This window comes from Streptomyces sp. NK15101, assembly GCF_020400725.1.
Lineage (GTDB): Bacteria > Actinomycetota > Actinomycetes > Streptomycetales > Streptomycetaceae > Streptomyces.
The window spans coordinates 79,786-105,081 of record NZ_JAINVG010000018.1 but is presented as its reverse complement, the minus strand read 5'-3'; the positions used below and the strand labels follow the sequence as shown (position 1 = coordinate 105,081).

The following is a 25,296-nucleotide window of genomic DNA, read 5'->3' as shown; positions in this document are numbered from 1 at the left end:
ACCGGCGCGCCCGGGACTACGGACGGCGAGCTCGGCGCCGTGCTCGCCCAGGTCGGAGAGCGCCTGGCCGTCGCCCCGGGCGCGGGGGACCGTGCCCCGGGCGCCCTCGACGTGATGATCGGCGACTTCGCCCGCTACCACGAGGCGATGGCCGCGATCGCCGCCACCGTGGCGGTCGTCCTCGCCGTGCTGAGCGTGCTGTCGTGGAAGCGCTTCAGGGGGACGGAGCCGGCCGAGCGGCGAGCGAGGCGCACGCTCGGATCGTTCGGTGCCCTCGCGGCACTCGCGGCGGTGGCCGTGGTCGTCGTCGCGGTGGCGAACACGACCACGGCGGCCGCCCCGCGGCCGGCGCTCCTGGCCTTCTTCGAAGGCGGATGGTGACGTCCTCCCAGGAACGGTCCTCCGCACCGGGAACGAGGACCTCGAGGAGGCGTGGGACCAGGGGGTTCCGGTCATCCCCGCGCCAGGCGACGGCGACCCGGGTGCACGGGGCGCCGGGCTGGATCCTGCGGTGGGCGACGCCTTTGAGCCGGATGCGGCGGACGTTCTCCGGGGCCGGCGACACGCCGAGACCGGTCTCCACCAGGGCGCAGACGGTCTGCCGTTCCACGGCGTGCTGGACCACCCGGGGCGAGAAGCCCGCCGTGGCGCAGAGGCCGGCGATCCGGTCGTACAGCGGCGGCCCGACGGCGCGGGGCAGGAGGACGAAGGGGCAGTCCGCCAACTGCTCGACGCCGGCCGGTGCTGCGGCGCACCTTCGGCGGGGTCCGGCCGGCTGCCACGATGCTCGTGTGCGGACTCGCGGATCCCCGTATGAGGATCGAGATCGAGGTGTACGCGCGGCGGACCACCGCGTGAGGGGTGCGGTTTCCTCGGACCTCAGCCCAAGTCGTCTTCGCGCAGGGTGAGTTCGAGCAGGCCGGGGAAGCGGGCGTCGAACTCCTCGCGGCGGAGGCGGTTGAGCCGCTTCGGCCCCTGATCGCGCTGTTCGACGAGGCCGGCGCCGCGCAGGACGGTGAAGTGGTGGCTCTTGGCGGCCCTGCCGACGGGCACGTCGAAGTTGCTGCAGCTGAGCGTCCAGTCGGGCCGGGAGGCCAGCTCGCGGACCAGCTGGATGCGGACGGGGTCGGCGAGCGCGGAGAGCGCGGTGAGGAGGGTGACCTCGTCGGGGTGCGTGTGCACGGGCGCCGCACGGTGACCCGTGGCTCCAGGCTGCTCCGGCATCCCGCTCACTCCCTCGTGCGACCGACCCGCTTGCCCAATGTTCGATGACCATCATACAGTCCGAGTGTTCGCTTCTCGTTGAACACTCCGTTCGGGCCCCCGTCCGAGCACTCCTGAAGGGTGGTTCCCCCATGCGCGCGATCGAGTTCCACGAGTACGGCGGTCCCGAGGTGCTGCGACCCGTCGAGGCCACGGCGCCCCGGCCGGGACCCGGGCAGGTGGCCATCGACGTCGCCTGGGCGGGGGTCAACTTCGCCGACGTCAAGGCGCGCACCGAGGGGTACCGGGTCGACCGGCTGCCGTACCGGCCCGGCCTGGAGGTCTCCGGCCGCGTCCGGTCCGTCGGCGAGGGAGTCGACGGCGTCGAGGTGGGCCGGGAGGTCGCCGCCCTCGTCGGCCGAGGGGGCTACGCCGAAGTGGTCCTCGCCCGGGCCGACGCCGTCTTCCCGCTCCCCGGGGGACTGGACGCGAGGACCGCGGCCACGCTCCCCACGGTCCTGCCGACCGCGCATGCCCTGATCCACGAGGTGGGGAGGCTGCGCAAGGGCGAGAGCGTCCTCGTGCACGGAGCGGCGGGCGGCGTCGGCACGGCCGTCGGCCAACTGGCCCGGGCCGCGGGCGCGGGGGCGGTGTACGGCGTGGCCTCCACCGGGGCGAAGGCCGCGTACGCCCTGGAGTACGGCTACGACGAGGTCTTCCGTCCCGACGCCTTCGTCGAGGACGTCCGGCGGGCCACCGGCGGCAGGGGAGTCGACCTCGTCCTCGACCCGGTGGGCGGAGAGACGCTCCGCCGCGGCCTGGGCGCCCTGGCCCCCTTCGGACGCCTGGTCTCCTTCGGCAACGCCGGCGGCGGCGCCCCGTGGCAGGTCGGCCCGCCCGAACTGTACGGCCAGGGCCACTCCGTCGCGGGCTTCTCCGTGCTGACGCTCGCCCAGACGGCCCCCGCCGCCGCACGCGCCCTGACCGAGCGCGCCCTGCGCGCGGTCTCCGAAGGGGCGGTGAACCTCCCCGTCACCGCCGAATTCCCCCTCGCCGACGCGGCCGAGGCCCACCGGCTCCTGGGCGGACGCAGCTCCACGGGCAAGCTCCTGCTGCGGGTGGGGGACTGACCGGACCCGCTCGCCGGAGAAGGCCCCGACCCCGCCGCGCCGGACGGGCCGTCGCTCCTACCAGTCCGTCAGGTACCCCTGGTGCCGTACGCACCCTCCGTCGGCGGTGAGGGTCGGTTCGCCGTCGTACCGGTCGGGACGCAGGGACAGCTCGATGCCGCGGTCGTCCTTCGTCCGGACCCCCGGCAGGCCGGCTCCCGGCTCGCCCCCTGCCGGGGCGGGGAGGTCCTCCACCGTCAGCCCCCGCGCGGACCACTCCTTCCGGAGGGTGTCGACCGCTGCCGTGTACGCGGCGCCGCTCGCGAAGCCCGGTGTCCAGTCGACGGTCGGCCGGTCCCGGGTGACGCCGTCCGGGTCCACGCCCAGGTCGTCCTTGCAGGAGGCGTTGGCCGTCTCCCTCCGCTTGATCACGGAGTCCGGGTCGACGCCCAGGCTCCGCACCGCGTTCTCGCCCGCCTCCCGGGTGTGCCGCAGGTGCTCGCGGTACGCCGTCTCCGACAGGACCGCACCGCCCGCCGACGACCCGCAGCCCTGGGCGAGCGCCGCGAGGAGGAGCACCGGCGCCGCCCCGCCCGCGACCAGTGCCACGACACGGCCCCGGCGGCGCGGAGCGGGGGCGGAGGCGTGCGGGGCGGGAGCGGGCGTCGTCGTCATGGGCGCATTCCAGCAGCCGGCCCGGAGGCGGCGGCACCGCTTCCGTACTCAGGGACGAGGTGAGTACGTCGGCCGCGGTCAGCCCCGGCGGCGGAGGTCCAGCATGCAGAAGACCTTGTCGTAGCGGCGCTCGCCGACGGCGACGAAGTCGGGCAGGCGGCCGTACTCGGTGAAGCCCAGCGACCGGTAGAGGTGCAGGGCGCCGGCGTTGTCGCCCCGGGCGTCCAGGGTGAGGACCTCGATCCCGGCCTCCCGGGCGTCGGCGATCAGGGCGCCGGTCAGCGCCCGGCCGATGCCGAGGCCCTGGGCGGCGGAGTCCACCGCGATCTTCTCGAGATCGGCGTGCGGCCGATGGGTCGGCCGGGCGTGGCGGAGCCAGTACCCCAACCCGACCAGCCGGTGGCCGGCGTAGGCGAACCGGAGGGCGGCGTCCCCCGCCCGTGCGGCGGAGAGGACGCGGTCCAGAAGCTCCGTCACCTCTTCCCGCGACGGCGGTTCGACCCAGCCCAGGGCCGCACCCCCGCCGACCAGGTCCGACAGGATCCGGTGGGCCGAGTCCGCGAGCCGTTCCCACAGGGCCGGATCGGACGCCGGCTCCACGGCGTCGAGGACGGTGAACCGAGGGGGTACGTCACGGGGCACGGCCGGTTTCATGATCGTCAGCCTAGCCGTCGCGAGGACCGGACGGAGCCCCGGGTCCCGGCCCGTCGTCACCGACGACCGGGCGGGCGATCAGCCTTGCCGTCGACGCTTCCGGTCCGGCCGGTGCGGGCGCACCAGAGCGTCGAGGCCGCCCACGGCCGCGCGGACGTGCGCGGGCCCGCGCGGGACGGTCCCGCCCGCACACCACCAGGACAGCCGCCCGTCCGCCTCGCGCGGATGCATGCCGAGGTCGTGCTCCCCACAGAGCGGCCACGCCCGCCAGAGGCACTCGACGACCGTCTCCTGCGCGGCGTCCGCGACGGCCCACAGGGCGAGAACGGGATCGTCGGCCGAGCTTGGATCCAGGGAGTTGCCGTGCCACTCCCCGTCGGCCAGGGCTATGCGGACGTCCTCGCTCTCGTCCCCGTGGTACGGGGGAAGCCCCACCGGGCGCAGAGGTCCCCGGCCCGGCAAGGTCGCCGCGAGGTCCCGGTTGACGAGGGCCAGGGCCGCGTCCCAGAACGGGTACTCGCCGGGCAGGACCTGACGGAGCCTGGGAGGATCGGAGAAAGCGCTCATGGGGGCATCCTCCAGGACCTGCGGCGCGGCCGACGCCGCATGAGCGGCCGGCTCGCGGCCTCGGGCTGTCGGTGGCCTCCCGTACGGTCGGTCCCATGGGAATGATCGGGAAGTACGCGCGCCTGGCTCCGGCGGAACTGCAGCGGACCCTCGACGATCCGGCGCTCGGGTGCCAGCTCGTCGACGCGATCGGCGAAGCCGGGGAGGACGGGCTCCGGCTTGACGTCGACAAGGCCTGGCACGCGATGTCGTTCCTCCTCGGCCGTCTCGGGCTCCCGGTCGAGGTGGTGTGCGGCGAGCAGGAGGTGACGGGTGCTCCGGACCGGGGGTACGGCCCGCCCCGCTACCTCTCGCCCGCACAGGTCCGGACCGCGGCCGAGGGACTGGCCCGGATCGACGGGACGACCCTCACCGGGGCGGCGACCCGGCAGGAGCTCTTCGAGGCCGGGATCTACCCGGACGTGATATGGACCCGGGACGAGGACGCCCTCGCGTACGTGCGGGCGCACTACGAGAACCTGGTGGCGTTCGTGACCGCAGCGGCCCTGGCCGGGGACGCCGTCGTCACGTGGATCACCTGAGGGCCGCCGTACGGCCCCTGGCGGCCCGTCGGAGGCGATCCCGTGGCGCCGTGCCGCTGCACGGGACCGGGTCCGCTCACGACGGCGGCCCCGCGCCGGTCCTCGCGGGAGCCGGGGCGCGGGGCCGCCGTGGTCAGGCCGCGGCCCGGCCCCGGCCGGCCGGATCACTCACCCGCGTCGACGGTGGGCCGGCGCAACTGCACCTCGGCGCCCGTCTGCTTGAAGGACTCCGCGGACACCGGCACGAGCACCGCGTCGCGGTGGAAGTCCCGCAGGTTCGTCGAACCGCAGCTGATCATCGTCGAGGTGAGCTTCGCCCGGGTCCGCTCCACGTTGTCGTACAGGCTGCCCGCGTAGGGCACGTAGCCGTCGACGCCCTCCTCGAAGACCATCCGGCCGCGCTGGCCGTAGCGGGCCGCGTTCTGCGCGCGCCGCGAGCCCTCGCCCCAGTACTCCTTGTACCACTGCCCGCCGATCTGCAGCTTCCGCGACGGGCTTTCGTCGAGACGGGCGAAGTAGCGGCCGAGCATGATGAAGTCCGCTCCCATGGCCAGCGCCATCGCCATGTGCGAGTCGTTGAGCAGACCGCCGTCGCAGCACAGCGGCACGTACACCCCGGTCTCCTCGGCGTACGCGTCGCGCGCCTCGACCACGTCGAGCAGCGCCGAGGCCTGGCCGCGACCGATGCCCTTCTGCGCCCGGGTGGTGCAGATGGCGCCGCCGCCGATCCCGACCTTCACGAACGCCGCGCCCGCATCGGCCAGATAGCGGAAGGCCCGCCCGTCGACGACGTTCCCCGCACCCACGAAGACGTCGTCCCCGTACGTCTCCCGGGCGAACTCGACGGTCCTCGCCTGGTAGACGGAGTAGCCGTCGGAGGAGTCCAGGCACAGCACGTCCGCACCGGCCTCCACCAGTGCGGGGACGCGGTCCTTGAAGTCCCGGGAATTGATGCCGGCGCCCACCCGCAGACGCTTCTCGCCGTCCACCGTGGCCCGGTGGTACGTCTTGTGGGCCTGGTAGTCCCGCTTGAGGACGAGGGAGACGGCCCGGCCGTCCTCGAGCACCGGCAGCACGTCCAGGTGGTGCTGCCAGATCAGCTCGTTCGCCTCGGACAGGGAGACCGTGGCCGGCGCGGTGACCAGGCCGTCACGGCCCCGCATCCGGTTGCCGGCGGTCTCGGAGGCTCCGTGACGCTCCAGGTGGAAGTCGTCGAGGCTGATGATCCCGAGGAACTCGCCGTCCGCTTCCCCGTTCCGCGTGACCACGGCGACACCCTGCTCGGTGTCCGCCAACCGCCGGGAGACCTCGCCGAGGGGCGTCGTCGGCGCCACGGTGACCTCGCTGGTCCGGAAGCCGGCCTTGTGCCGCTTCACCGCCAGCACGTCCGCGGCCTGGTCCTCGATCCGCTGGTTCTGATGGATGAACGACAGCCCGCCGACCTGGGCGAGCGCCACCGCGAGCGTCGGTGACGACACGGCCTGCATGATGGCGCTCACCATGGGGGTGGCGATCCGGATTCCCGGCTCCTCGCCGACCCGGTGACGGACCAGCGGCGCCCCGAGATCCACGTTGTCGGGTGTGCAGTCTTCCGTGGTCAGGCCGGGGATGAGGAGGTACTCACTCAGCGTACGAGAGATTTCGGGAAGGATTTTCACATCGTCTCCAGCGAGGAGCCTGTACGCCGGTCGACGAGGGAACGGCGAGGCTCGTACGGGCAGTGCGGATCGATGCCGGCCGGGAGCGCACTGTCGGAAGTGGGCGCTCTGGACATCCTGAGAGCGGGCGCGCCCGGCGGGGCGGTGCGCACGCGCGGCCGGATCGGTGGCAAGGCGCGCCGGATCCGAACTACGCGGTGTCACACAGGCGTTGACTTCCGTGACGCCATGCGTGATCTTAACGCAGCCCTGCGGGGCGTCGTGCAAGGCCTCCCCGCTCCGCGAAGCCGCCCGCCGCGGCGGAGCGCGTCCGCGACGCCCGGACACAATCCGGTGGCGTTCGGCGTGAAGATCGGGAAGGCTCGCGCGCATGGTTTCGGTATTGCAGAACGTGGCGATCGACTGTGCGGACGCCTATGAGCTGGCCCGGTTCTGGAGCAGGGTGACGGGCCGTCCGCTGCACCCGGAGGACGGGCCGGGCGCGCGGGAGACCCAGGTGCTGCTCGCGGAGGGCCCGGTGCTGTACTTCAACCAGGTGCCCGAGGCCAAGACGATGAAGAACCGGCTCCATCTGTGCCTGCGCCCCGAGACCTCACGCGACGAGGAGGTCGAGCGCCTGCTGGGCCTCGGTGCCACCTTCGTCGCCGACCACCGGAATCCCGACGGTTCGGGCTGGGCGGTCCTCGCCGATCCCGAAGGCAACGAATTCTGCGTTCTGCGCAGCGAGTCCGACCGGGCGGCCGGGACCTCCTGACGCTCCCGCGCCGCGTCCGGCCCGGGGTGCGGGCCGGACGGGCGGGGCCGAAGGTACGGGTCAGTGGCCGCGTCCCTCGTCGCGGTCGTGGGGCATGTCGGTGTCGTCGTCGGTCTCGACCTCGATGCGTTCCTTGCGCACCTGGCCGGTGACCGTCTCCTCATCGGTGACCTCGTCCGTGCGCAGTCCGACCCGTTCGACGGGAACGGTCCGGGTCTCGACCACGGGGCGCTCCTCGTGGAGGATCACCTCGTGCTCGGCTTCGGAGATCTCGGGCCCGGACAGGGCCTGTTCGCGGTTGGCGTCCGTGATGGGCTCGCGTTCCACGCGTACTTCCTCGTGGCGGACCGGCACGGTCTGCTGTACCTCTTCGGTGACGACGTACTTCCGCAGCCGGACGCGGCCGGTCTCGACCCGCTCGGTGCCCACGTGCATCTGTTCCTCGGACTGGGTCATGGCGTCGTCGCCGACCGAGGCGTCGCCACGCGCCATCCCCGCGTCCCTGTGCCCGAGGGCGTCTTCGTCCCGGTCGCCCATGCCGGCGGTGCCCGTCATGCCGGCGGTGCCCGTCATGCCGGCCGCGCCTGCCGTTCCGGTCGTGCCAGCCGTTCCGGTCGTGCCGGCGGTGCCGTGCGCCCAGCCCTCCTCGCCGGGTTGGTTCGCCCGCTGCCACGCGTCGTCCCAGGCGATGCCGTAGTACTCGTAGAGGCGCTGCTCCTCGCTCGCGTCGAGATGACCTCCGCCGTCGACGTCGACGTGCGGAGCGTCCTTCACCCGGTCCTTGGGGTAGGGGACCTCCAAGTGGTCGTCGACCATGGAGGCGTCCTTGATCGGGACGAAGGATTCACTGGTGCCGAACAGTCCGGTCTTGACGGTGACCCATGCGGGGCGGCCGGTGGCGTCGTCGACGAACACGTGCTTGGCGTCGCCGATCTTCTTGCCCTCGGTGTCGTACACGGGATGATCCAGCATGGTGGGGATCTGTTCCTGGGCGATCATGTTCACCCTCCTGGCGTGGTCGTGGTCATCCTGCGACTAGCCAGGAGGAACCGGGCGCAATCGCATAAATCGCCCTTAATTTGATTGACTTGTGTCCAGTTGACCGTTGAAGTGAGAGCGGCCCGGCGTCCGGCCGGCCGGACGCCGGGCCGCTCTCAGCCGGTGTGGAGCACGCGGAAGCGGCCGGGATCCGCCGGGTCCCGGTCGACGACCCGGACGGGCGCCCAGGCCCACTGCCACACGCCGGTGCCCGGCGTGCGGGAGAACCGGATCGGTCCGCGCGTGCCCTCGACCGTCACGCGCGGCCACGCCCCGGCGACGGCCGCCCGGTCCGTACCGTGGGAACGGAGCGCCGCGGCGAGCACGGTGATGGTGTCCCAGCCTTCGAAGGCGACGAACGACGGAGCCTCGCCCAGCCGCTCGCGGAGCTCCTCCCCGACGCGGTCGCCGAGCGGCCCGAGCTGTTCCGGCAGATAGCGCAGGAACGGGATGCCGGCGCCGTCCGCCCCCAGCGCCGCGGCCCATCCGGCGAACTCCGGCTGCCCGGCGGGAGCCCCGACCAGCAGGTCCGCGAGCCGCCGGTCGCCCCGGACGGCCCTGACGATCGGCACCGCCGGTTCCGGACTGCCGACCAGCAGGAGGAGCGCCGCGGCCCCGTGGTCGACGAGCGCGTCGCACAGGGCCCGGGGGTCGAGTGCGGTGGCGTCGAGTTCCACGACGGTGCCGCCCCGGGAGGCGAGGCGATCCCGCAGGATGCGGGTGCCGGTCGCCCAGTAGACGCTCGGCTGGGTCGCCACCGCGATCCGGTGCCGGCCCGTGGAGAGGAGGAAGTCCGCGTAGCTCCGCCAGCCGCGGGACTGGACGGGGGCCAGCCGCGCGACCCACTCCGTCGACTCCTCGGTCAGGGCGTCGAGCACGGCCGACGAGCAGAGGAACGGCACGCCGAGGGCGTCGGCCCGGGCGGCGGCGGCGCGGGCGACGACGCTGTGGTACTCGCCCACGACGGCGGCCACGCCCAGGCCCGCCAGTTCGGCCACGGCCGCGGAGGCGCGCTCCGGATCGGCCGCGGTGTCCCGGACCGCCAGTTCCAGCGGTCTGCCGTCGATCCCGCCCGCGTCGTTGACCTCGCGCACGGCCAGGTCGAGCCCCGCGAGGAGGTGTCGGCCCGCCTCGACCCAGCCGGGCGGCGTCAGTGGGACGAGGGCGCCCAGGCGGACGGGCGGCCCGTCCGTGGACCGGGCTCCGGACGGCGGTGGTGGCGTGTTCATCGGGGTGGCGTCTCCCTCGGACGGTGCGGTCGCGGTCCGCCCGGACCGCGCCGGCCGGGGACGGCGGTCCGTGTTCCCCGCGTCCCGCCGCGGCGGGCGCGCCCGGGTGATCGTGCCGGTCATTGGAACCAGGGCCGGCGCCCGTGGGCAAGCGGTTATCCGCGCGCCGAGCCGCCGGACGTCGTCGTCATGCCGTCGGCGCGGACGGCGGCGCCGGCGAGGCGGTGAACAGGGCGTGCACGGCGGCCCGTACCTGGGTGGAGACCGCCTCGGGGGAGGAGGCGTCGAGCTTGCCGTCGAGGTGCAGGAACGCCAGGCCGTGGACGAGTGCCCACACGGTGGTCGGGAGGGGACCCGTCTCGTCCGCGCCGGGGAACGTGTCGCGGACGATGCCGCGCACGTACGCCGTGATGACGCCGGTCGCCGCGACCCGTTCCTCGCTGCTCGGGTCGCAGGGCTCCGCGAACATCACCCGGAACAGGGCGGGGTGGTCGAGCGCGAACCGCACGTAGGCGACGGCGACGGAGGCCAGGTCCTCGGGGGTCGAGGGCGCGGGGTGGGCCGCCGCCAGGTGCTGGGCGAGCTCGCGGTAGCCCTCCGCGGCGACGGCGGAGACGAGCGCGTCTCGGTCCGCGTAGTGGCGGTAGGGGGCCGTGGCGGACACGCCCGCCCGTCGGGCGACCGCGCGCAGCGACAGCCCGGCGCCGCCGTCCTCCTCCAGGAGTTCCCGCGCGGCGCTCAGGCAGGCGGCGCGCAGATCGCCGTGATGATACGTGCCGGTTTGCGGCATGGGTCACACTCTTTTATGTTTGCGCCGCTTACATCGGGGCTTAATGTTTATGGCGCACACATTCTAAGGGAACGGCATGGAAGAGGGAACCGGAATGGCCAGCGAGCTGTTCTCGCCGCTGCCCCTGCGCTCCGGGCGGACAATGGGCAACCGCATCGCGAAGGCCGCCATGGAGGAGCACATGGCCGGCGCCGGCCGGCTTCCCGACCGACGGCTGCTGTCGCTGTACCGGCGCTGGGCGGCCGGCGGCACCGGACTGCTGATCACCGGCAACGTGATGGTGCACGTCGAAGCGCTGACCGGCCCCGGCGGAGTCGTACTGGACGAGCACGCGCCCCTGGAGCCGTTCGCCGCATGGGCCGAGGCCGGAAAGTCCGGTGGCGCCGCCGTCTGGGTGCAGATCAACCACCCCGGCCGCCAGGTGGCCGCCGGCATGCCCGGCGTCGTGTGGGGCCCCTCCGGCATCGGTGTCGACCTGGGTCGGCACAGCGGTCGGTTCGGCCGCCCGACCGCCATGACCCGGCGGCAGATCGAGGACACCGTGGTCCGGTTCGCCGTCACGGCCCGCCGCGCCGAAGAGGCGGGCTTCGACGGCGTCGAGGCCCACGCCGCCCACGGCTACCTGCTGTCGCAGTTCCTGTCCCCGCTGGTCGACCGGCGCACCGACCGGTGGGGCGGGTCGCCGGAGAACCCGGCCCGGCTGCTGCTCGACGCCGTCCGTGCCGTCCGCGCGGCCGTCTCGGCGTCCTTCGCGGTCGCGGTGAAGCTCGACTCGGCCGACTTCCAGCGCGGAGGCTTCGAAGCCGACGACGCCCGCCAGGTCATCGAGATGCTCGAACCCCTCGGCGTCGACCCGGTCGAACTCTCAGGCGGCAGCTACGAGAGCCCCGCCATGACCGGCCGCCCCCGGCGACCGCACCCAGGTCCGCGAGGCCTACTTCCTCGACCTGGCCCGGGACCTCGTCAGGACCAGCTCCCTCCCGCTGATGCTCACCGGCGGCATCACCCGGCGCGCCACGGCCGAGCGGGTCCTCGGCAGCGGCGTGGCGGTCGTCGGGATGGGCACCGCCCTCGCCGTCGCCCCGGACCTCCCCGACCGCTGGAGGACCGGCCGCGAGGCCGACCGCCGGATGGCGCCCGTGACCTGGTCGGACAAGGCCCTCGCCTCGGCCGCCTCCATGGCGAAGGTCCGTCACCGGATGCGCCGCCTCGCCCGCGGGGGACGACCCCGGGCCGGACGCGCACCCGGCGATCGCCCTCGTCTCCGAGCACCGGAAGCAGCGGGTGGCCCTGCGCGGCTACCGTGCCTGGCCGGCCGCGTCGCGGACCGGCGACGACGGGGATGCCGCCGCCCGGAGGCGAGGGCCGCGCACGGGGCCGGGAAGGGGGGAACTTCCCGGCCCTTCCGTGCGTTCCGGAGGGCGACCTGATCTTTTGACGTGTGACACGGCGGCGGTGTGCCGTCGTCGGGGGAAGTGAGCAAGCCATGGCCATGGTGGGCCTGTTCTGGATCGCCGAGGGCGATGTGTACGTGGGCGCGAAGCCGTCCGGTTCGGCGCCCGGGCTACGCCTGACCCCTGAGGGCGTGGTGGCCCTCGGCGACGGACAGTCCGGCCTCCACCTGTGGGAGGACGTGCGCGCCCTGACGGTGGCGGACGTCCCCGTGAAGTCCCTGAAGCGGCAGGTCGGCGTGGTCACGGAGGTGGCCCTGGACGTGGTGATGAACCTGGCCATGACCATGGGCACAGGGCTGGGCGAAGCCCCGCCGCTGATGACGACGGTCCTGGAGTCGCACGACGGCGAGCACGAGCTGAAGGCCTACGTGGCCGCGGCCGCCGGCTACTCCCCGGCCGAGGTCGACCTCTCCCGCGCCCTCCTGAACCGCCTCACGGAGGGCGCCGCGACGATGGCCACGACGTTGGCGGCGATGTCGGAGTGGGGCCGCTCCTGGGAGGGCGGAACGCCCCGCCCGGCACAGCGGGAGAAGCTGCTGCGGGAGTGGATCGGTTAGCGACGCCGGTCGCGCGTGCTTCCGGCCGACACGCCGTCCGTCGGGAGCCGCGGCCGTCGCCGCCGCGCGCACACCGGGTTGCGTTTGCCCGGGACGCGGGGACGATGGAAGGGACAACAGGGATTCGACGCCTGCCGGAGGCGCCCCGCACCGGGGATGCGCGGCCCGGACTCGCACGAGGTCGGCCGGGCCCCGAAGCCGCACGGTCCGTGCGCAGGACGGCGGTCGCCTCCCGGCCGGTCCACGACGACAGAGCGGTCCGGGGCCGTTCCGTCCCGACCCGCCGCGCGCCCGGAACGGCCGGCATCGACCGCACTCCCCGCAGGAGGCGCCATGACCGAACCCGACGACCCGCTCGGCTCCTGGACGGGTCGGTTGCTCCGGCTCGGCGTCGGCATCTCGCCCGACGACGCCCGGAGATTCGTGCACGACCTGTACGCGCAGGCCCAGTCCGACCTCGACGAGGAGCGGGCGAAGGCCGACTTCGAACGGGAGGAGTGAACCCAGGCCGAGCCGTCGTCCCGCCGTAAGGAACGGAGTTCCCCATGACCGAGGCGGAAGCGTGGGGCGATGACGTCTACCAGCCCGACGGAAGCGAGATCCGGGAGGACGTCGGCCTCCTGGACTACGAGGACACCCTCGAGGGGCCGCTCGGCGACCCGTTCGACGAGGGGTACTCGCCCCCGGAACGGCCCCGCGGGGCCCAGCACACGGGGGAGACCGCGGCCGAACGGCAGCGTGGGGAATCCCTGGACGAGCGTCTGGCGAAGGAGGAGCCCGAGCTTCCCCTCCTGGACGGCGACGGCCTCGGTGACACGACGGACACCGACGGGGAACTCCTGGACGACCAGGTCGGCGGCCGGCGCGCGGGGCGTCTGATGTCCGAGGACGAGGGCACGGGCCCCGTCCGGTCGGAACTGAACGCCCGGGATCTCGGCCTGGCCGGCGGGGCGGCCTCCGCGGAGGAGGCCGCGATGCACATCGTCGAGGAGGAATGACGCCGAGGGGGAGCGACGCCGACGAAGAGCGACGTCTGCGAGGGGTGTGCCGGCGGGGAACGGGGCCGTGGGGGATGACGCCGGCGGGGAACGGCATCGAGGGGATGACGCCGGCGGGGAACGACTCGGCCCGCCCCCGGATTTCAGTCCGCCCCGGAGATTTCAACCAGCCCCGGATTTCAGCCCGCCCCCGGATTGCGGACCGCGAGCAGCGCCGCGCCGATGTCCGCCGCCGCTCGTGGATCCGAGAGGGAACGGCCCGTCAACTCCTCCACGCGGCGCAGGCGGTAGCGCACGGTGTTGGGGTGGACGAACAGGCTCCGTGCGGCGGCGCCGGCCGAGCCCGCGGCGGCGAACCAGTGCTCCAGGGTGCGCAGGAGCCGGGACCGCTCGGCGGCCGGAAGGTCGAGCACCGGCCGGAGGACCACCTCCATCAGGTGCGCGGCCTCGGCCGGAGCCGCGGCGACGACCATGGCCAGCGGATTGTCGTCGAAGCGGGCCACGCCGGGTCCGGTGCCCTCCAGACCGGCCAGGGCGAGACGGGCGAAGCGCAGGGCCCGAGGTGTGTCCCGCAGCGACCGGAAGCACGGGCTGAAGCCCACGCGGGCGCGGGTCCGGCGGAGGATGCGCAGGCACGTCGTCTCCGCCGCCGCCGTGGGCAGGGCGATCAGGGCGAGCTGCTCGTCCGGCAGGAGCCTCCACGCGGAGGGCAGGTTCGCCTGGCGCAGTGCCGTCTCCGCACCGGTGAGCGGTTCCTCGCCGGGAGCACCGGCCTTCGCGGCGGCGACCGCGTAGGGCCCGTGCTCGGGCAGCTCCAGTTCGCGGGCGGCCTCCCACAGCGTGCGGTCGGTGACGATGCCGGTGAACACCGCCTCCACCAGGGCGGAACGCCGTGCCTGCCCCTGCGCCGTGAGCTCCGCGGCCGCCTCCCGGTAGGCCACCGCCACCGCCTCCGCGTACAGCCCGGACAACGCCCAGAACTCGGTCGACTCCGACAGCAGGAGGTCGCCGGAGACCTCGGGGCGCGTGCGGGCCTCGGCGAGGATCTCCGTCCACAGCAGCTGGGAGCCGATGCGGTACGCGTGCAGCGTGTCCGCCAGCGGGACCCCCTGCTCCGCGCGGAGCCGTCCCGTCTCGCGGGCCGAGCTCGCGTCCGGAGTACCGCCGAGACGGAGATGGGTGAGGATGAGGTCCGCGTTGGCGGTGCAGGAATCGCGCAGCGAATCCAGGGAGACCAGCGACTCGTCCTTGTACGCCTCGACGTTCGCGCGGATCCGCAGCGCCATCCGCTCGCCCAGCTCCGGAAGCCCTGCCTGAAGCGTCGCCGCCACACCCGAAAGGATCATCTCCGCAGCTTAACGCCCTCTCCTTGTGACCGGGAACAATCCGGAGCTCCGTGCGCTGTCCCCCCGGCCATAGGCCGTGACCGCAGGCGCCTGCAAGATGTCGGCGATGTAAACATTTGATGATTCCGTGTAACGGAGGCGGGTCATGGCCAATCTGGCAGGGTTCCTCGTGGAGACGGCGGGGCGGCAGCCCGAGCGTCCGGCGTTGCGTCTGGGGGAGCAGGTCATCACCTACGCGGAGCTGGACGAGCGCAGCGCCCGCGCCGCCGCCCTGCTCAGGTCCGAGGGGGTACGGCCCGGGGACCGCGTCGCCCTGATGCTGCCGAACGTTCCCGAGTTCGTCGTGCTGTACTACGGCGTCCTGCGCGCCGGAGCGGTCGTCGTGCCGATGAACCCGCTCCTGAAGACCCGGGAGACCGAGTTCCACCTCGCCGACTCCGGCGCCGTGCGGCTCTTCGAGTGGTACCAGGCGCCGGGCGAGGGCGCGCAGGGAGCGGCCGCCGCGGGAGTGCGGCACACGGCCGTCGAACCCACTGCCTTCGCCGCGGCGCTGGCCGGGCACGAGCCGCTGCCCGAGGTCGCCGACACGGACGACGAGGACATGGCCGTCCTGCTGTACACCTCCGGCACCACAGGCCGTCCCAAGGGGGCCGTGCTCTCCCATGCCGGGCTCCGGCACAACACCGAGGTCAACAGCGTCCACATCCAGGAGATGACGCCGGAGGACGTGGTGGTCGGCTGTCTGCCGCTGTTCCACATCTTCGGGCAGATCTGCACCATGAGCGCGGCCGTCCGCAGCGGCGCCTCCCTCGTCATGATCCCGCGCTTCGACCCGGGAGCCGTCCTGGACGCCATCGCCCGTGAGCGGGCCACCGTCTTCGAGGGCGTGCCGACCATGTACGCGGCGCTGCTCCAGCATCCCTCCGAGGCGGACGTGTCGACGCTGCGCACGTGCATCTCCGGCGGCGCCTCGCTGCCGGTGGAGATCCTGCACGGCTTCGAGCGGCGCTTCGGCTGTCCCGTCCTCGAAGGCTTCGGCATGTCCGAGACCAGCCCGGTGGTCACCTTCAACCACCCCGACCGGCCGCGCAAGGCCGGCTCCATCGGCACCCCCATCAGGGACGTCGAGGTACGGCTGCTCGACGAGAAGGGCCAGGACGTGGCCCCCGGCGCGATCGGCGAACTGGCCGTCCGCGGCCCCAACCTCATGAAGGGGTACTGGAACCGCCCGGAGGAGACCGAGGCGGCGATCCCCGACGGCTGGCTGCGCACCGGCGACCTCGCCCGCGCCGACGAGGACGGCTACCTGTACATCGTCGACCGCAAGAAGGACATGATCATCCGCGGCGGCTACAACGTCTACCCGCGCGAGATCGAGGAGGTCCTCCACGAGCACCCGGCCGTCGCCCTCGCCGCCGTGGTCGGCGTCCCGCACGCCGAACTGGGCGAGGAGGTCGCGGCGGCGGTCGTGCTGCGCCCGGGTGCGCAGGTCCTCCCCGACGAGCTGCGGGAGTACGTCAGGGAGCGCGTGGCCGCCTACAAGTACCCGCGTCGGGTGTGGCTCGTGGACGCGCTGCCGCTGGGACCGAGCGGCAAGATCCTCAAGCGGGAGATCACCGTACCCGTGGGGTGAGGGCCGTCCGCCGGGGTGCGCCGTCGCACCCCGGCGGACGACCGCGTCGCCGTGCCGGACGTCCCGGGCCGGCCGCGCGTCAGTAGGGCGTCGCCGCGTTCTGCCGGGCCCAGTGCCGTTCGGCCTCAGAACCGCCCGGCGGGGGCACGAGCCCGTTGATCATCCAGAGTTCCTCGCTGGTCTCGTCGACGTGGAACTCCCAGTGGAGACCGGCGTGGCGTTCCAGGTGGGGGTGCAGCATCTCCCTGATCCAGCGGGCGGTCCTGCGCCGGGCGTCCTCGTCGGGGTTGCGCCGGGCGATGTGGTCGATGGTGATGCGGACCCCGGCCGGGACGGGCTCCCCGCCGACGTGGAAGTCCTCGGGCCGGAGCTCGTGGAAGAGCGTGACCACGTAGAAGCGGGGCAGGCCCACCTTCTCGTAGTGGTCCGCGACGGTCGAGGCGAGCCGGTGCTTCTCGTCGGCGGAGAAGATCCCGGGCGTGTGGTGAACGGTCCACAGGGGCATGGCGGTTCGTCGCTCCTTCGTGAGGGGGTCAGTCGGCGGCCGGGAAGGCCAGGTGTTCCACGGGGCCGGAGAGCGCGGACTTCACGGCGACGCTGACGTCGTCGGCGAGCACCTCCACCTCCCCGGCCTCCAGCCCGTCGACGATCCGCGCGGCCACGTCGGCGGGCTTCGCCTTGGTCCGCTCCAGGGCGGAGACCATGTCCGTGTCGATGAATCCGGCGTGCACGCCGACGACGTGCGTGTGCTGCGGCGCGAGTTCGAGCCGGAGCGAGTTCGTGAGGGACCACGCCGCCGCCTTGGAGGCGCCGTACGCTCCGGCGCCCGCCAGCCACGACAGCACGGAGTGCATGTTCACCAGCGCTCCGCCGCCGTTCGCGGCGAGGACAGGCGCGAACGCCCGCGCCACCCGCAGCGGGCCGAAGACGTTGACGTCGAACGTCTCGGCCACCTGCTCGACGTCACCCGTGAGCAGCGGGGCGGGGAGCAGGACCCCGGCGTTGTTGAACACGATCTCGGCGTCCGCGGCGAGCTCGGCCAGGGCGGCGACCGACTTGGCCGAGCGGACCTCGAGCGGGACGGTCACCACCCGGGGGCGCTCGTCGACGTACGCCGAGCGGGCGGTGGAGTACACCTTGTCCGCCCCGCGTGCCAGCACCTCGTCCACCAGCGCGGCGCCCAGCCCTCGCCGTCCGCCGGTCACCACGACCGTCTTGCCCGCCACCGCGACCACAGCATGCTCCCCATCTGGATAACGACTTCGTTAGTCAGATGCAAGCACGTCAGGGCTGAGTAACGCAAGCATTAGTTACAATGGGTGGGTGGCGATGAGGTTCGAGAAGCGGTTGAGCGACCGGGACGCGTGGTCGATCGGCGACGGGTGCTCGGCCGGCCGGGTGCTCGACCTGCTCAGCACCCGGACGGTCTTCATGGTCGTGCGGGAGTGCTTCTACGGCACGACCAGGTTCGAGGACTTCGTGACGAGGATCGGCACCTCCGCGCCCTCGGTGTCCCGCGCGCTCAAGCAGCTGGAGGCCGCCGGGGTCGTGGCGCGCACCCCCTACCAGGAGCCGGGGAAGCGGGCGCGCGACGAGTACCGGCTGACCGCGGCCGGCGAGGACCTCCTGCCGGTCTTCCTGTCACTGGTCCGGTGGGGCGACGCGTATCTGCAGGACGGCCGTCCGCCGCTGGCCTTCGTCGAGGCCGAGAGCGGCCGCCCGTTGAGCGTGCGGGTGACGGCCGACCCGGCACCGGATCCGTCCTCCGACGACATCGAGGTCCGCGTGCACCCCGACTGGCGCCGCGACTGACGCCCCCGCGCCGGCCCGCCGCTCCTGGGGCGGCAGGCGGGGAGAGGAGGCGTGCGCGGCTCAGTTCGCGCGCTTCCTGCCCTGGAGGTGGAGCGAGCGCAGGGCCGCCTCCAGGGCGAACCGGTGGTCGGGGTCGAGGAGCCGGTCGCCGAAGTGGTTGTCCAGGTTCCGCAGGCGGTAGCGCACCGTCTGGGCGTGCACGCCCAGCATCTCGCCGACCTGTTCGGCGGGGGCCCGCGTGGAGACGTGCACGCGCAGGGTCTCGACCAGCCGCTCGCGCCGGGTGCCGGACAGCCCGTCGAGCGGGGCCAGTTCGCGCGCGGCGAGATGGGCCGTGAGGGCCGGATCGGACAACAGCCACAACGTTGTCAGGTGCTCCTCGCAGCGCACGAGGGGAGCGTCCGCCACGATGCCGTCGTCGATGAGCTGCAGGACGCGCCGCGCCCAGCGGATGGAGTGCGCCGCCTGCGCCGGCGGCACGGTCAGACCGATGACGGCGGGGGTGCCGGCCAGTGCGGAGTCGAGCATCGCGAGGCGCTGCGCGGTGAGCGGGCCGGGGATGAGCAGATGCGGCTCGGGAAGGCCGAGGTCGGCCAGGACGTCGCGGTCGAGGCCCGCCTGGACGAGTTCGGCGACCGGCGGGCGGAGGGCCACCAGGGTGCACTCGGCGGGGAGCTGCCAGGAGGCCTCCTGGCACAGTTCGGCGATGGTCGCCCGGGGCAGCGGCGGGCCGGCGACGACCAGGTGGAGCAGCTGTCTCCGCAGCGCCGCCACATCGGCCACGGCGCGCTCCTGGACCATGAGATAGCCCTCGCGGGAGAGGGCCTCCAGCTCGTCGACGTAGGCGAAGAGGGCGTCCGCGAAGGCCAGGATCAGGGTGGGGGAGAGGTTGTACGTGCGCCCGATGCTCTTGGCCCGGCGTAACGCGATGCGCGCGCCGAGGCGATAGGCGCCCTGCAGGGTGTCGAGGTCCCGGCCCTCGTAGGCCTCCACCCGGCCGAACTTGCGGAGCAGCTCGTCCCGCAGGGCCGAGTTCCGCCCGGGGTCCGCGACCCGCTCCACGAAGGCCGCGAGCGCCTGTTCCACCCCCAGGCGGATCGCGTCCGAGTGGGGTCCCTTGAAGAGGTGGGCGTACACGGGATAGGCCCGCTGGACCTCCACACCGATCTCCTTGATGAGGCCCGGGATCTCCGGTCTCATCAGGGCGGCGAACTCCCTGGGAAGCGGATCGAGCGGCTCGCCGATGTTCGGGGACTGTGCGGTTGCGGGCATGACCGATCCCTTGCTCTCCTGCGCGACCGGGGGGGGGCGGGGGGGCGGCGCCCGCCGTGGTGGGCGGGCGCCGCCTTGGCCGTCAGGTGCGTACCAACGGGGACTGCTGAAGCTAAATCAACTGCTGTGTGCTGTACACAACTTGCGCAAGAGTTGGCGCCCCGGTGGCCCGTGTGCCGCCCGAGTAGGCCGGGAATCGCCCCTGGGTGGCCGTTACCTGACTGCCGAGTGCCAGTTCTGCGAGAAGACCTTTCCGGCGTCGGGGGCGATGACCCCGGGGGCGTAGAGACCGGTCAGGTAGGTCCGGGTGTCGTTGAGGGTGATGCTGTTCCTGCCGGAGGCGGCGGGCAGCCCGGTCTTGAGGTTGACCGCGCCGTCGACGAGGCCGAGGCCGAAGCCGCAGCCACTGGCGCCGGGGACGGCGAAGGTCCTGTCGACCTGGGTGGAGCCGAGGATGTTCAGGCGGCTCATGTCGCCCTCCTCGTTCGGGGTGCCGTCGCCGTCGTAGCGCTCGACGGAGAAGTCGGGGGAGGTGAGGTTGCTCGGACGCAGCACGATCGGGTTGGACTTCGTGCCGATGTAGCAGTTGCTGCCGAGGAAGGGGTTCTGGAGGTGGATGCGGACCGGGATCCGCACGATCGGCATGTCGGTGAGGACGCCCGCGATCTGGTCGAACTCCGAGGGCGTGCCGACCGATTCCACGGTGGCGGTGATCTTGTTCAGGTTGGCGTCCGACAGCTGTCGGCAGATGTCGGTGATGAACGGGATGTCGCTCGGACACATCAGGCCGAGCAGACCGCCGGGGACGGTGGCGGAGTCGGCGATGAGCGAGCCGGCGGGCGGGGGGACGACGGTGTTGGTGCCGTCGGCGTTCTGGATCACGCCGATCTGGAGGTTCGTCCTCCCGGTGACGACGGTCGTGTTGCCGAGCTTGATGGAGCCGCCGGCTGAGGAGGACGACACGCACTGCGGCGCCTTGTCGAGGCCGTCGGCGGCGAGTATCGCGGGGGCGTCGACGGGGCAGCGGTCGAACGGGCCCCAGGCGCCGTTCAACTGCGGAACGGCCGCGGTCGCCGTGCCGATGGAGGCGAAGGCACCGAGCGCGGTCAGCGCGGAGAGGGTGGCGAGTCTCGTGCGGGAGGAGGCGAGGGACATGGCGGCTGCCTTCCGTGGGGGAGAGGGGGACGGGTCGGTTCAGCGTTCGGGCTTGGGGACCACGTACGGCTGGCGGTCCTCGGTGCACTGGCCGTCGGTGGGCACGTCGACGCCCACGGCGCAGGTCTGACCCTGGATCTGCTTGATGTGGTTGCCGGGGCCGGAGATGGAGGCGGTGAGGAGCCGGTCGAGGTTCTCGCCGCCGGCGCCGCAGCCCTTGAAGGCGGGGATGGACACCTCGCCGGTGAGCGGGCCGCCGCCGGTGAGGAGGTAGCCGGTCGCGTCCGTGCCGTTGATGAGCTGCCCCTTGCCCAGGAGCACGAGGTGGTTCCCGGGGTACTTGGCGGGATCGGGCTCGGGAGAGGCGAGCGGCTGCTCGGTGCGGCACGAGGGGCCGACGTCCAGCCGGGTGCCGTTCACCCGGACGTCGAGGACGCGCAGGACGAGGCGGGCGCGGATGTACGTCTCCGAGAGGTTGTCGGGGAAGACCAGGAGGACGTCCGAGTCGACGGTCAGGGGCCCCGTCTGCTCCAGGACCATGGTGGCCGTGACCGGCGCGAAGCCGAACGTCAGGAAGGTGGCCCTGAACGGCGGGGTCTGCTTGCGCCCCTGGTAGGAGAGGTTTCCCACCGACGGAGTGAGGAGGTGCATGCTTCCGTCCGGCCGGACGACGAACTCCGGCTGGCCCTGCTCGATCAGGACGCAGGACACCGGTATGACGGTGGCGCCGTTCAGCTTCCGCACGTTGGAGTAGCCGGTGATGTACGCCGACAGCGACGTGGGGGTCGGTTTCTCGGTGACGCAGGGCGGTGCGGCCGGCCGGCCCGCCGGGGTGCCGGGCGCCTCCTCGTCCGTGACCGTCAGGCCTCCGTCCCCGCCCGTCCGCTGCCCGGTCCGCGGGTCCTCCGGGGTGCGGCCCGTCCCCTCCGCCGTTCCCGGCCTCACCGGGACCGTCCGTCCCGAGGGGGAGGACGGCCCGGAGGAGGGGGCGGAGGAAGGGGAGCCCGAAGGGGCGGACGGCGACGCGGAAGGGGTGCCCGGTTCCCCGGTGCCGGTGACGACCGGGACCGTGGCGAGCAGCGTCCGGCCCTCCGCGTCCTGAGCGGGGACGCAGGCGACGGAGAGGGAGGCGGGGGCGGTGGGAGCGCTGTCGGCCGTGCCCGCGGCGAGATCGAGGGCGAGGCCCGCGGCGGTGAGGGTCAGATCGCCGGCGGTGTCCGTCGTCAGGGCCGGCACGTCGCCGGTCGTGGTGAGCACGAGCGGCCCTTCGGCGGGGACGTCGAGGGATTGCGCCGTACCGCTCCACGTGGCCTCGGCACGCTGATCGTTCTGGGCCACACCGACCGTGAGCCGGGTCTCCGCCCGTACGGTGGGGCCCAGGGACGCGGTGAGGCCGGCCGCGGCCGGAAGCTCCACCGTCGTGGTGACGTCGGTGGGCCTGATCTCCTCGCCGGGGGCCGCCCGGTCGGGGAAGGCCGCGGTGATCCGTACCGTCGCGGGCTGCTGTCCCGAGGGGAGGGTGCAGACGTAGGGCAGAGCGGTGTCGACCTTCAGCGTCCCGACGGCGACGGCTGCGGCCGGGAGCAGGGGGGCGAGCGCCACGAACGCGGCGACCGCCGCCCCGCGCGCGCGGATGCGGGAAGGTCGAGGAGTGGGCCCGGGGCCTGTCATCTGCTGCTCCGCTCGGATCGTTCGTGTGCCGACGGGGGAAGGGGGCCGGCGAAGGGCGCGCACAGGGCCGCGTCCGCCCGGCCGGGGTCGCCGGCCGGACGGACGCGGGTTCCTGCGTCCTTACGGGTTGGAACCGACGATCGTCGGGATGGTGGTGGTGCCCGCCACCTTGAAGAGGTACGTGCCCTTGAAGGTGGGCTTGGCGCCGACCGGGACGGCCGAACCGCAGCCGCTCGACGAGACGACGGTGAGCTCGCCCGCGAGGCTGTTGACGGCGAGCGCGCCCGTCGAGTTGGTGTACGTGCTGGACGCCTTGCCCGTCACGCGGAAGACACAGGCGCCGACGGTCACCTTGGCGTCGACGTTGCCGACGTAGCCCTTGGTGACGCCGGTCGAGGCGGTGTAGTCCTGCGCCACGATCGTCCAGGGGGTGGTCGGGACGGCGGTCACGGGACCCAGCACGCTGGTGCAGGGCGTCCCGCTGGCACCGAAGGCGATGGAGTTGATGGTGCCGACGGTCGCCGGGTTGCCGGTGGTGCTCTGCCCCGTGCCCGCACCGTTCGACTTCGTACACGTCATGGCGATGCCGTTGACGCTGAGGACGATGTTCCCGCTGTTGACCGCGGTGATGCTGGCCGGGGACGGGCTGACGGTCCAGACCGTGGACGCCACCGCCGACGCGGGGCTCACGGCCAGGGCGAACGCGGCCGAGGCGGCTCCGGCGACGACGGCGAGGTTTCTGATCGGCTTCTTCATGGCTCTGGGACTCTCCTTGGGGATTGACCGGCAGAGGGTGGCCGCGGTGGGGGTCGAGCGGCCGGCGGCCCGACGTTTCACCGGCCGCGAAACCAGACGTTACTTGCGGGAAACTTAGCTGAACAATGGCGCAGTCCATGATTCTTTGAAGACGCCTAATTGCCTGTCAGGCGGGTGAGCGGTGGCGTGAATACCCTTGGTTCCGGGGTGCGTAATGTCGACATTTATGATCGATCAGGCGGGCGTGGGCGACGGATTGTCGCGCGACGCCTCCTTGCGGACCCGACGGATCGGCGCTCTGCTCTCTCCGGTGATAGATCGGCAGGCGGAACTGTCTCCCGGCTGATAAATGAGACGACGTTTGATTTCGGCCCGCGAAAACTCCGATTCCGGTATTGCCGTGAGAGGTTACTCGGCCGTAACGTTCCCCGGGCCGACGCTCGATCGCAGGTCGGCGCGGCACTCTGTCTCCGGGGAGACAAGAGTCGACACCGACTTTGTCTTCCCGGTGACAACTGCCGGAGCGGATCAAGGATTTTCCGCCACGCCTATTGTCCGGGTGATCCGCACCGGTTTACCGTGCGCCCGCGGCGCACGCCTGCTGGAGGTGGGATGGGAATCGAAGTAGTCGTCGAGGGGCTGACCATGTCCTTCGGCAAGCAGAACATCTGGCAGGACGTGTCGCTCACCCTGCCGGCCGGAGAGGTCAGCGTGATGCTCGGCCCTTCCGGCACCGGGAAGACCGTCTTCCTGAAATCGCTCATCGGTCTGCTCAAACCCCAGCAGGGCCGTGTCCTCATCAACGGCGTCGACATGGTCAGCAGCCCCGAACGGGACATCTACGAGACCCGGAAACTCTTCGGCCTCATGTTCCAGGACGGCGCCCTCTTCGGCTCCATGAGCCTCTTCGACAACATCGCCTTCCCCCTGCGCGAGCACACCCGCAAACGGGAGTCCGAGATCCGGCGCATCGTCATGGAACGGATCGAACTCGTCGGCCTGCTCGGCGCGGAGGACAAGCTGCCGGGCGAGATCAGCGGCGGCATGCGCAAACGCGCCGGGCTGGCCCGAGCGCTCGTGCTCGACCCGCAGATCGTCCTGTGCGACGAGCCGGACTCCGGTCTCGACCCCGTCCGCACCGCCTACCTGTCCCAACTGCTGATCGACCTCAACGCCCGGATCGACGCGACGATGCTGATCGTCACCCACAACCTCGACATCGCCGCCACCGTACCCGACAACATGGGGATGTTCTTCCGGCGCAGGCTCGTCACCTTCGGCCCCCGAGAGGTCCTCCTCACCAGCGACGAACCGGTCGTCACCCAGTTCCTCGCCGGCCGCCGCGAAGGCCCCATCGGCATGTCCGAGGAGAAGGACGCCGCGCTCCTCGCCGCGGAGGCGGCCGGCCCCGCGAGCCGCCCGACGACACCCCGCGACATCGTCCCGCAGCTGGAACCCTCACCCGGCCTGCCGCCCCGCGCGGCCGTCACCCGACGGCGCGAACGCGTCCTCGGCATGCTCGACCAGCTGCCGCCCGCAGCCCGCGCCGCCATCCGCGACACCTACGCGCGCGGCGCCGCGGCGCCCACCCTGACCGCGCCGGCCACCGGGAGCGGCTCGTGATCGCCGGCGCGCTGCGGCAGACCGGCCGCCTCTTCGCCCTCGCCGCCGAGGTGAGCCGGGCCGTCTTCCGGCGGCCCTTCCAGTTACGGGAGTTCGTCGAGCAGTTCTGGTTCGTCGCCAGTGTCACCATCCTGCCGGCCGCGCTCGTCTCCATCCCGTTCGGCGCCGTCATCGCCCTCCAGGTCGGCTCGCTCACCCAGCAGCTGGGAGCCCAGTCCTTCACCGGCGGCGCGAGCGTCCTCGCCGTCATCCAGCAGGCCAGCCCCCTCATCGTGGCCCTCCTGATCGCGGGCGCCGGCGGCTCCGCCATCTGCGCCGACCTCGGCTCCCGCAAGATCAGGGAGGAGCTCGACGCCATGGAGGTCATGGGCGTCTCGCCCGTCCAGCGACTGGTCGTCCCGCGCGTCCTCGCCACCATGGCGGTCGCAGTGCTCCTCAACGGCATGGTCTCCGTCGTCGGCACGCTCGGCGGCTACTTCTTCAACATCGTCCTCCAGGGCGGCACCCCCGGCGCGTACCTCTCCAGCTTCTCCGCCCTCGCCCAGCTGCCCGACCTCTACATCAGCGAACTCAAGGCCCTGATCTTCGGGTTCATCGCCGGCATCGTCGCCGCCTACCGCGGACTCAACCCCCGCGGCGGACCCAAAGGCGTCGGCGACGCCGTGAACCAGTCCGTCGTCATCACCTTCATGCTGCTGTTCTTCGTGAACATGGTGCTGACGGGCATCTACCTGCAGATCGTCCCGCCGAAGGGAGGCTGA

At 72.6% G+C, this 25,296-nt stretch carries 26 protein-coding genes and 3 pseudogenes; 13 read left to right on the top strand and 16 right to left on the bottom strand.

Annotated features, from left to right (window positions below; translation table 11 throughout):
- Positions 1 to 381: pseudogene (locus K7G60_RS13110) on the top strand (hypothetical protein); the annotation flags it as partial.
- 94 nt (positions 382 to 475) lie between these two features.
- Here K7G60_RS13110 and K7G60_RS13105 read toward each other — a convergent pair.
- Positions 476 to 724, bottom strand: a pseudogene (locus tag K7G60_RS13105) (LysR substrate-binding domain-containing protein); the annotation flags it as partial.
- 14 nt (positions 725 to 738) lie between these two features.
- On the opposite strand from K7G60_RS13105, the pseudogene K7G60_RS13100 reads away from it, so the two are divergent.
- A pseudogene (locus K7G60_RS13100) lies at positions 739 to 858 on the top strand (RidA family protein); the annotation flags it as partial.
- Positions 859 to 879: 21 nt separating this feature from the next.
- Here K7G60_RS13100 and K7G60_RS13095 read toward each other — a convergent pair.
- Positions 880 to 1,224 (bottom strand): helix-turn-helix transcriptional regulator, encoded by a 345-nt coding sequence (locus K7G60_RS13095; RefSeq protein WP_225801037.1) that lies wholly within the window; start codon positions 1,222 to 1,224, stop codon positions 880 to 882.
- Positions 1,225 to 1,355: 131 nt separating this feature from the next.
- On the opposite strand from K7G60_RS13095, the gene K7G60_RS13090 reads away from it, so the two are divergent.
- Positions 1,356 to 2,333, top strand: a complete 978-nt coding sequence (locus K7G60_RS13090; protein ID WP_225801036.1) for a zinc-binding dehydrogenase — start codon at positions 1,356 to 1,358, stop codon at positions 2,331 to 2,333.
- A 57-nt stretch (positions 2,334 to 2,390) separates the two neighbouring features.
- Here K7G60_RS13090 and K7G60_RS13085 read toward each other — a convergent pair whose 3' ends face one another.
- From K7G60_RS13085 to K7G60_RS13075, 3 genes are all read right to left on the bottom strand, one after another.
- Entirely contained in the window at positions 2,391 to 2,987 is a 597-nt protein-coding gene (locus K7G60_RS13085; RefSeq protein WP_225801035.1) for a hypothetical protein, read from the bottom strand.
- A gap of 78 nt (positions 2,988 to 3,065) precedes the next feature.
- A complete protein-coding gene (locus K7G60_RS13080) occupies positions 3,066 to 3,641 on the bottom strand; it encodes a GNAT family N-acetyltransferase (protein WP_225801034.1) in 576 nt (191 codons plus the stop codon).
- A 78-nt stretch (positions 3,642 to 3,719) separates the two neighbouring features.
- On the bottom strand, positions 3,720 to 4,208 hold the full coding sequence (locus K7G60_RS13075; RefSeq protein WP_225801033.1) for a hypothetical protein: 489 nt from the start codon (positions 4,206 to 4,208) through the stop codon (positions 3,720 to 3,722).
- A 95-nt stretch (positions 4,209 to 4,303) separates the two neighbouring features.
- Between K7G60_RS13075 and K7G60_RS13070 the strand changes: the two genes are divergently transcribed.
- On the top strand, positions 4,304 to 4,789 hold the full coding sequence (locus tag K7G60_RS13070; protein ID WP_225801032.1) for a YfbM family protein: 486 nt from the start codon (positions 4,304 to 4,306) through the stop codon (positions 4,787 to 4,789).
- Positions 4,790 to 4,953: 164 nt separating this feature from the next.
- On the opposite strand, the gene K7G60_RS13065 is transcribed toward K7G60_RS13070, so the two are convergent.
- On the bottom strand, positions 4,954 to 6,447 hold the full coding sequence (locus tag K7G60_RS13065; protein ID WP_225801031.1) for an IMP dehydrogenase: 1,494 nt from the start codon (positions 6,445 to 6,447) through the stop codon (positions 4,954 to 4,956).
- A gap of 370 nt (positions 6,448 to 6,817) precedes the next feature.
- On the opposite strand from K7G60_RS13065, the gene K7G60_RS13060 reads away from it, so the two are divergent.
- Positions 6,818 to 7,201 (top strand): VOC family protein, encoded by a 384-nt coding sequence (locus K7G60_RS13060; protein WP_225801030.1) that lies wholly within the window; start codon positions 6,818 to 6,820, stop codon positions 7,199 to 7,201.
- 60 nt (positions 7,202 to 7,261) lie between these two features.
- Here the strand turns inward: K7G60_RS13060 and K7G60_RS13055 are convergent, their stop codons facing one another.
- The 3 genes from K7G60_RS13055 to K7G60_RS13045 form a co-directional block, all read right to left on the bottom strand.
- The gene (locus K7G60_RS13055; RefSeq protein WP_225801029.1) at positions 7,262 to 8,200 is read right to left on the bottom strand and encodes a DUF2382 domain-containing protein; all 939 of its coding nucleotides are present in this window, start codon (positions 8,198 to 8,200) and stop codon (positions 7,262 to 7,264) included.
- Positions 8,201 to 8,355: 155 nt separating this feature from the next.
- Positions 8,356 to 9,468 (bottom strand): ABC transporter substrate-binding protein, encoded by a 1,113-nt coding sequence (locus K7G60_RS13050; protein ID WP_225801028.1) that lies wholly within the window; start codon positions 9,466 to 9,468, stop codon positions 8,356 to 8,358.
- A gap of 187 nt (positions 9,469 to 9,655) precedes the next feature.
- Positions 9,656 to 10,258, bottom strand: coding sequence for a TetR/AcrR family transcriptional regulator (locus K7G60_RS13045; protein ID WP_225801027.1), 603 nt, complete (start codon positions 10,256 to 10,258; stop codon positions 9,656 to 9,658).
- Positions 10,259 to 10,352: 94 nt separating this feature from the next.
- Between K7G60_RS13045 and K7G60_RS13040 the strand changes: the two genes are divergently transcribed.
- From K7G60_RS13040 to K7G60_RS13025, 4 genes are all read left to right on the top strand, one after another.
- A complete protein-coding gene (locus K7G60_RS13040; RefSeq protein WP_225801026.1) occupies positions 10,353 to 11,696 on the top strand; it encodes a hypothetical protein in 1,344 nt (447 codons plus the stop codon).
- Between the two features lie 48 nt (positions 11,697 to 11,744).
- Positions 11,745 to 12,269, top strand: a complete 525-nt coding sequence (locus K7G60_RS13035; RefSeq protein ID WP_225801025.1) for a hypothetical protein — start codon at positions 11,745 to 11,747, stop codon at positions 12,267 to 12,269.
- A gap of 333 nt (positions 12,270 to 12,602) precedes the next feature.
- Entirely contained in the window at positions 12,603 to 12,770 is a 168-nt protein-coding gene (locus K7G60_RS13030) for a hypothetical protein (RefSeq protein ID WP_225801024.1), read from the top strand.
- A 44-nt stretch (positions 12,771 to 12,814) separates the two neighbouring features.
- Positions 12,815 to 13,267 (top strand): DUF5709 domain-containing protein, encoded by a 453-nt coding sequence (locus K7G60_RS13025; protein ID WP_225801023.1) that lies wholly within the window; start codon positions 12,815 to 12,817, stop codon positions 13,265 to 13,267.
- 179 nt (positions 13,268 to 13,446) lie between these two features.
- On the opposite strand, the gene K7G60_RS13020 is transcribed toward K7G60_RS13025, so the two are convergent.
- Positions 13,447 to 14,613 carry a CdaR family transcriptional regulator gene (locus tag K7G60_RS13020; protein ID WP_225801022.1) on the bottom strand — a complete coding sequence of 389 codons (1,167 nt, stop codon included), beginning with the start codon at positions 14,611 to 14,613 and terminating at the stop codon, positions 13,447 to 13,449.
- A 145-nt stretch (positions 14,614 to 14,758) separates the two neighbouring features.
- Here K7G60_RS13020 and K7G60_RS13015 point away from each other — a divergent pair, with 145 nt between their 5' ends.
- Positions 14,759 to 16,246, top strand: a complete 1,488-nt coding sequence (locus tag K7G60_RS13015) for a long-chain fatty acid--CoA ligase (RefSeq protein WP_225801021.1) — start codon at positions 14,759 to 14,761, stop codon at positions 16,244 to 16,246.
- A 79-nt stretch (positions 16,247 to 16,325) separates the two neighbouring features.
- On the opposite strand, the gene K7G60_RS13010 is transcribed toward K7G60_RS13015, so the two are convergent.
- Complete coding sequence (locus K7G60_RS13010) at positions 16,326 to 16,751, bottom strand: tautomerase family protein (protein WP_225801020.1); 426 nt, start codon at positions 16,749 to 16,751, stop codon at positions 16,326 to 16,328.
- A gap of 28 nt (positions 16,752 to 16,779) precedes the next feature.
- Complete coding sequence (locus K7G60_RS13005) at positions 16,780 to 17,481, bottom strand: SDR family oxidoreductase (protein WP_225801019.1); 702 nt, start codon at positions 17,479 to 17,481, stop codon at positions 16,780 to 16,782.
- A gap of 94 nt (positions 17,482 to 17,575) precedes the next feature.
- Here K7G60_RS13005 and K7G60_RS13000 point away from each other — a divergent pair, with 94 nt between their 5' ends.
- On the top strand, positions 17,576 to 18,058 hold the full coding sequence (locus tag K7G60_RS13000) for a helix-turn-helix domain-containing protein (protein ID WP_225801046.1): 483 nt from the start codon (positions 17,576 to 17,578) through the stop codon (positions 18,056 to 18,058).
- A 60-nt stretch (positions 18,059 to 18,118) separates the two neighbouring features.
- On the opposite strand, the gene K7G60_RS12995 is transcribed toward K7G60_RS13000, so the two are convergent.
- The 4 genes from K7G60_RS12995 to K7G60_RS12980 all read right to left on the bottom strand — a co-directional run bounded on the left by K7G60_RS12995 (position 18,119) and on the right by K7G60_RS12980 (position 22,912).
- A complete protein-coding gene (locus tag K7G60_RS12995; RefSeq protein ID WP_225801018.1) occupies positions 18,119 to 19,330 on the bottom strand; it encodes a helix-turn-helix domain-containing protein in 1,212 nt (403 codons plus the stop codon).
- 213 nt (positions 19,331 to 19,543) lie between these two features.
- The gene (locus tag K7G60_RS12990) at positions 19,544 to 20,485 is read right to left on the bottom strand and encodes a hypothetical protein (protein WP_225801017.1); all 942 of its coding nucleotides are present in this window, start codon (positions 20,483 to 20,485) and stop codon (positions 19,544 to 19,546) included.
- 39 nt (positions 20,486 to 20,524) lie between these two features.
- A complete protein-coding gene (locus K7G60_RS12985) occupies positions 20,525 to 22,156 on the bottom strand; it encodes a DUF6801 domain-containing protein (protein WP_225801016.1) in 1,632 nt (543 codons plus the stop codon).
- Positions 22,157 to 22,276: 120 nt separating this feature from the next.
- Complete coding sequence (locus tag K7G60_RS12980) at positions 22,277 to 22,912, bottom strand: hypothetical protein (RefSeq protein ID WP_225801015.1); 636 nt, start codon at positions 22,910 to 22,912, stop codon at positions 22,277 to 22,279.
- Positions 22,913 to 23,524: 612 nt separating this feature from the next.
- Between K7G60_RS12980 and K7G60_RS12975 the strand changes: the two genes are divergently transcribed.
- Together K7G60_RS12975 and K7G60_RS12970 are read left to right on the top strand one after the other, a co-directional pair.
- Positions 23,525 to 24,535: an ABC transporter ATP-binding protein gene (locus K7G60_RS12975; protein WP_225801014.1), complete on the top strand. Its 1,011-nt coding sequence runs from the start codon at positions 23,525 to 23,527 to the stop codon at positions 24,533 to 24,535.
- Positions 24,532 to 25,296: an ABC transporter permease gene (locus tag K7G60_RS12970; RefSeq protein ID WP_225801013.1), complete on the top strand. Its 765-nt coding sequence runs from the start codon at positions 24,532 to 24,534 to the stop codon at positions 25,294 to 25,296. The genes K7G60_RS12975 and K7G60_RS12970 overlap by 4 nt, the downstream gene beginning before the upstream one ends.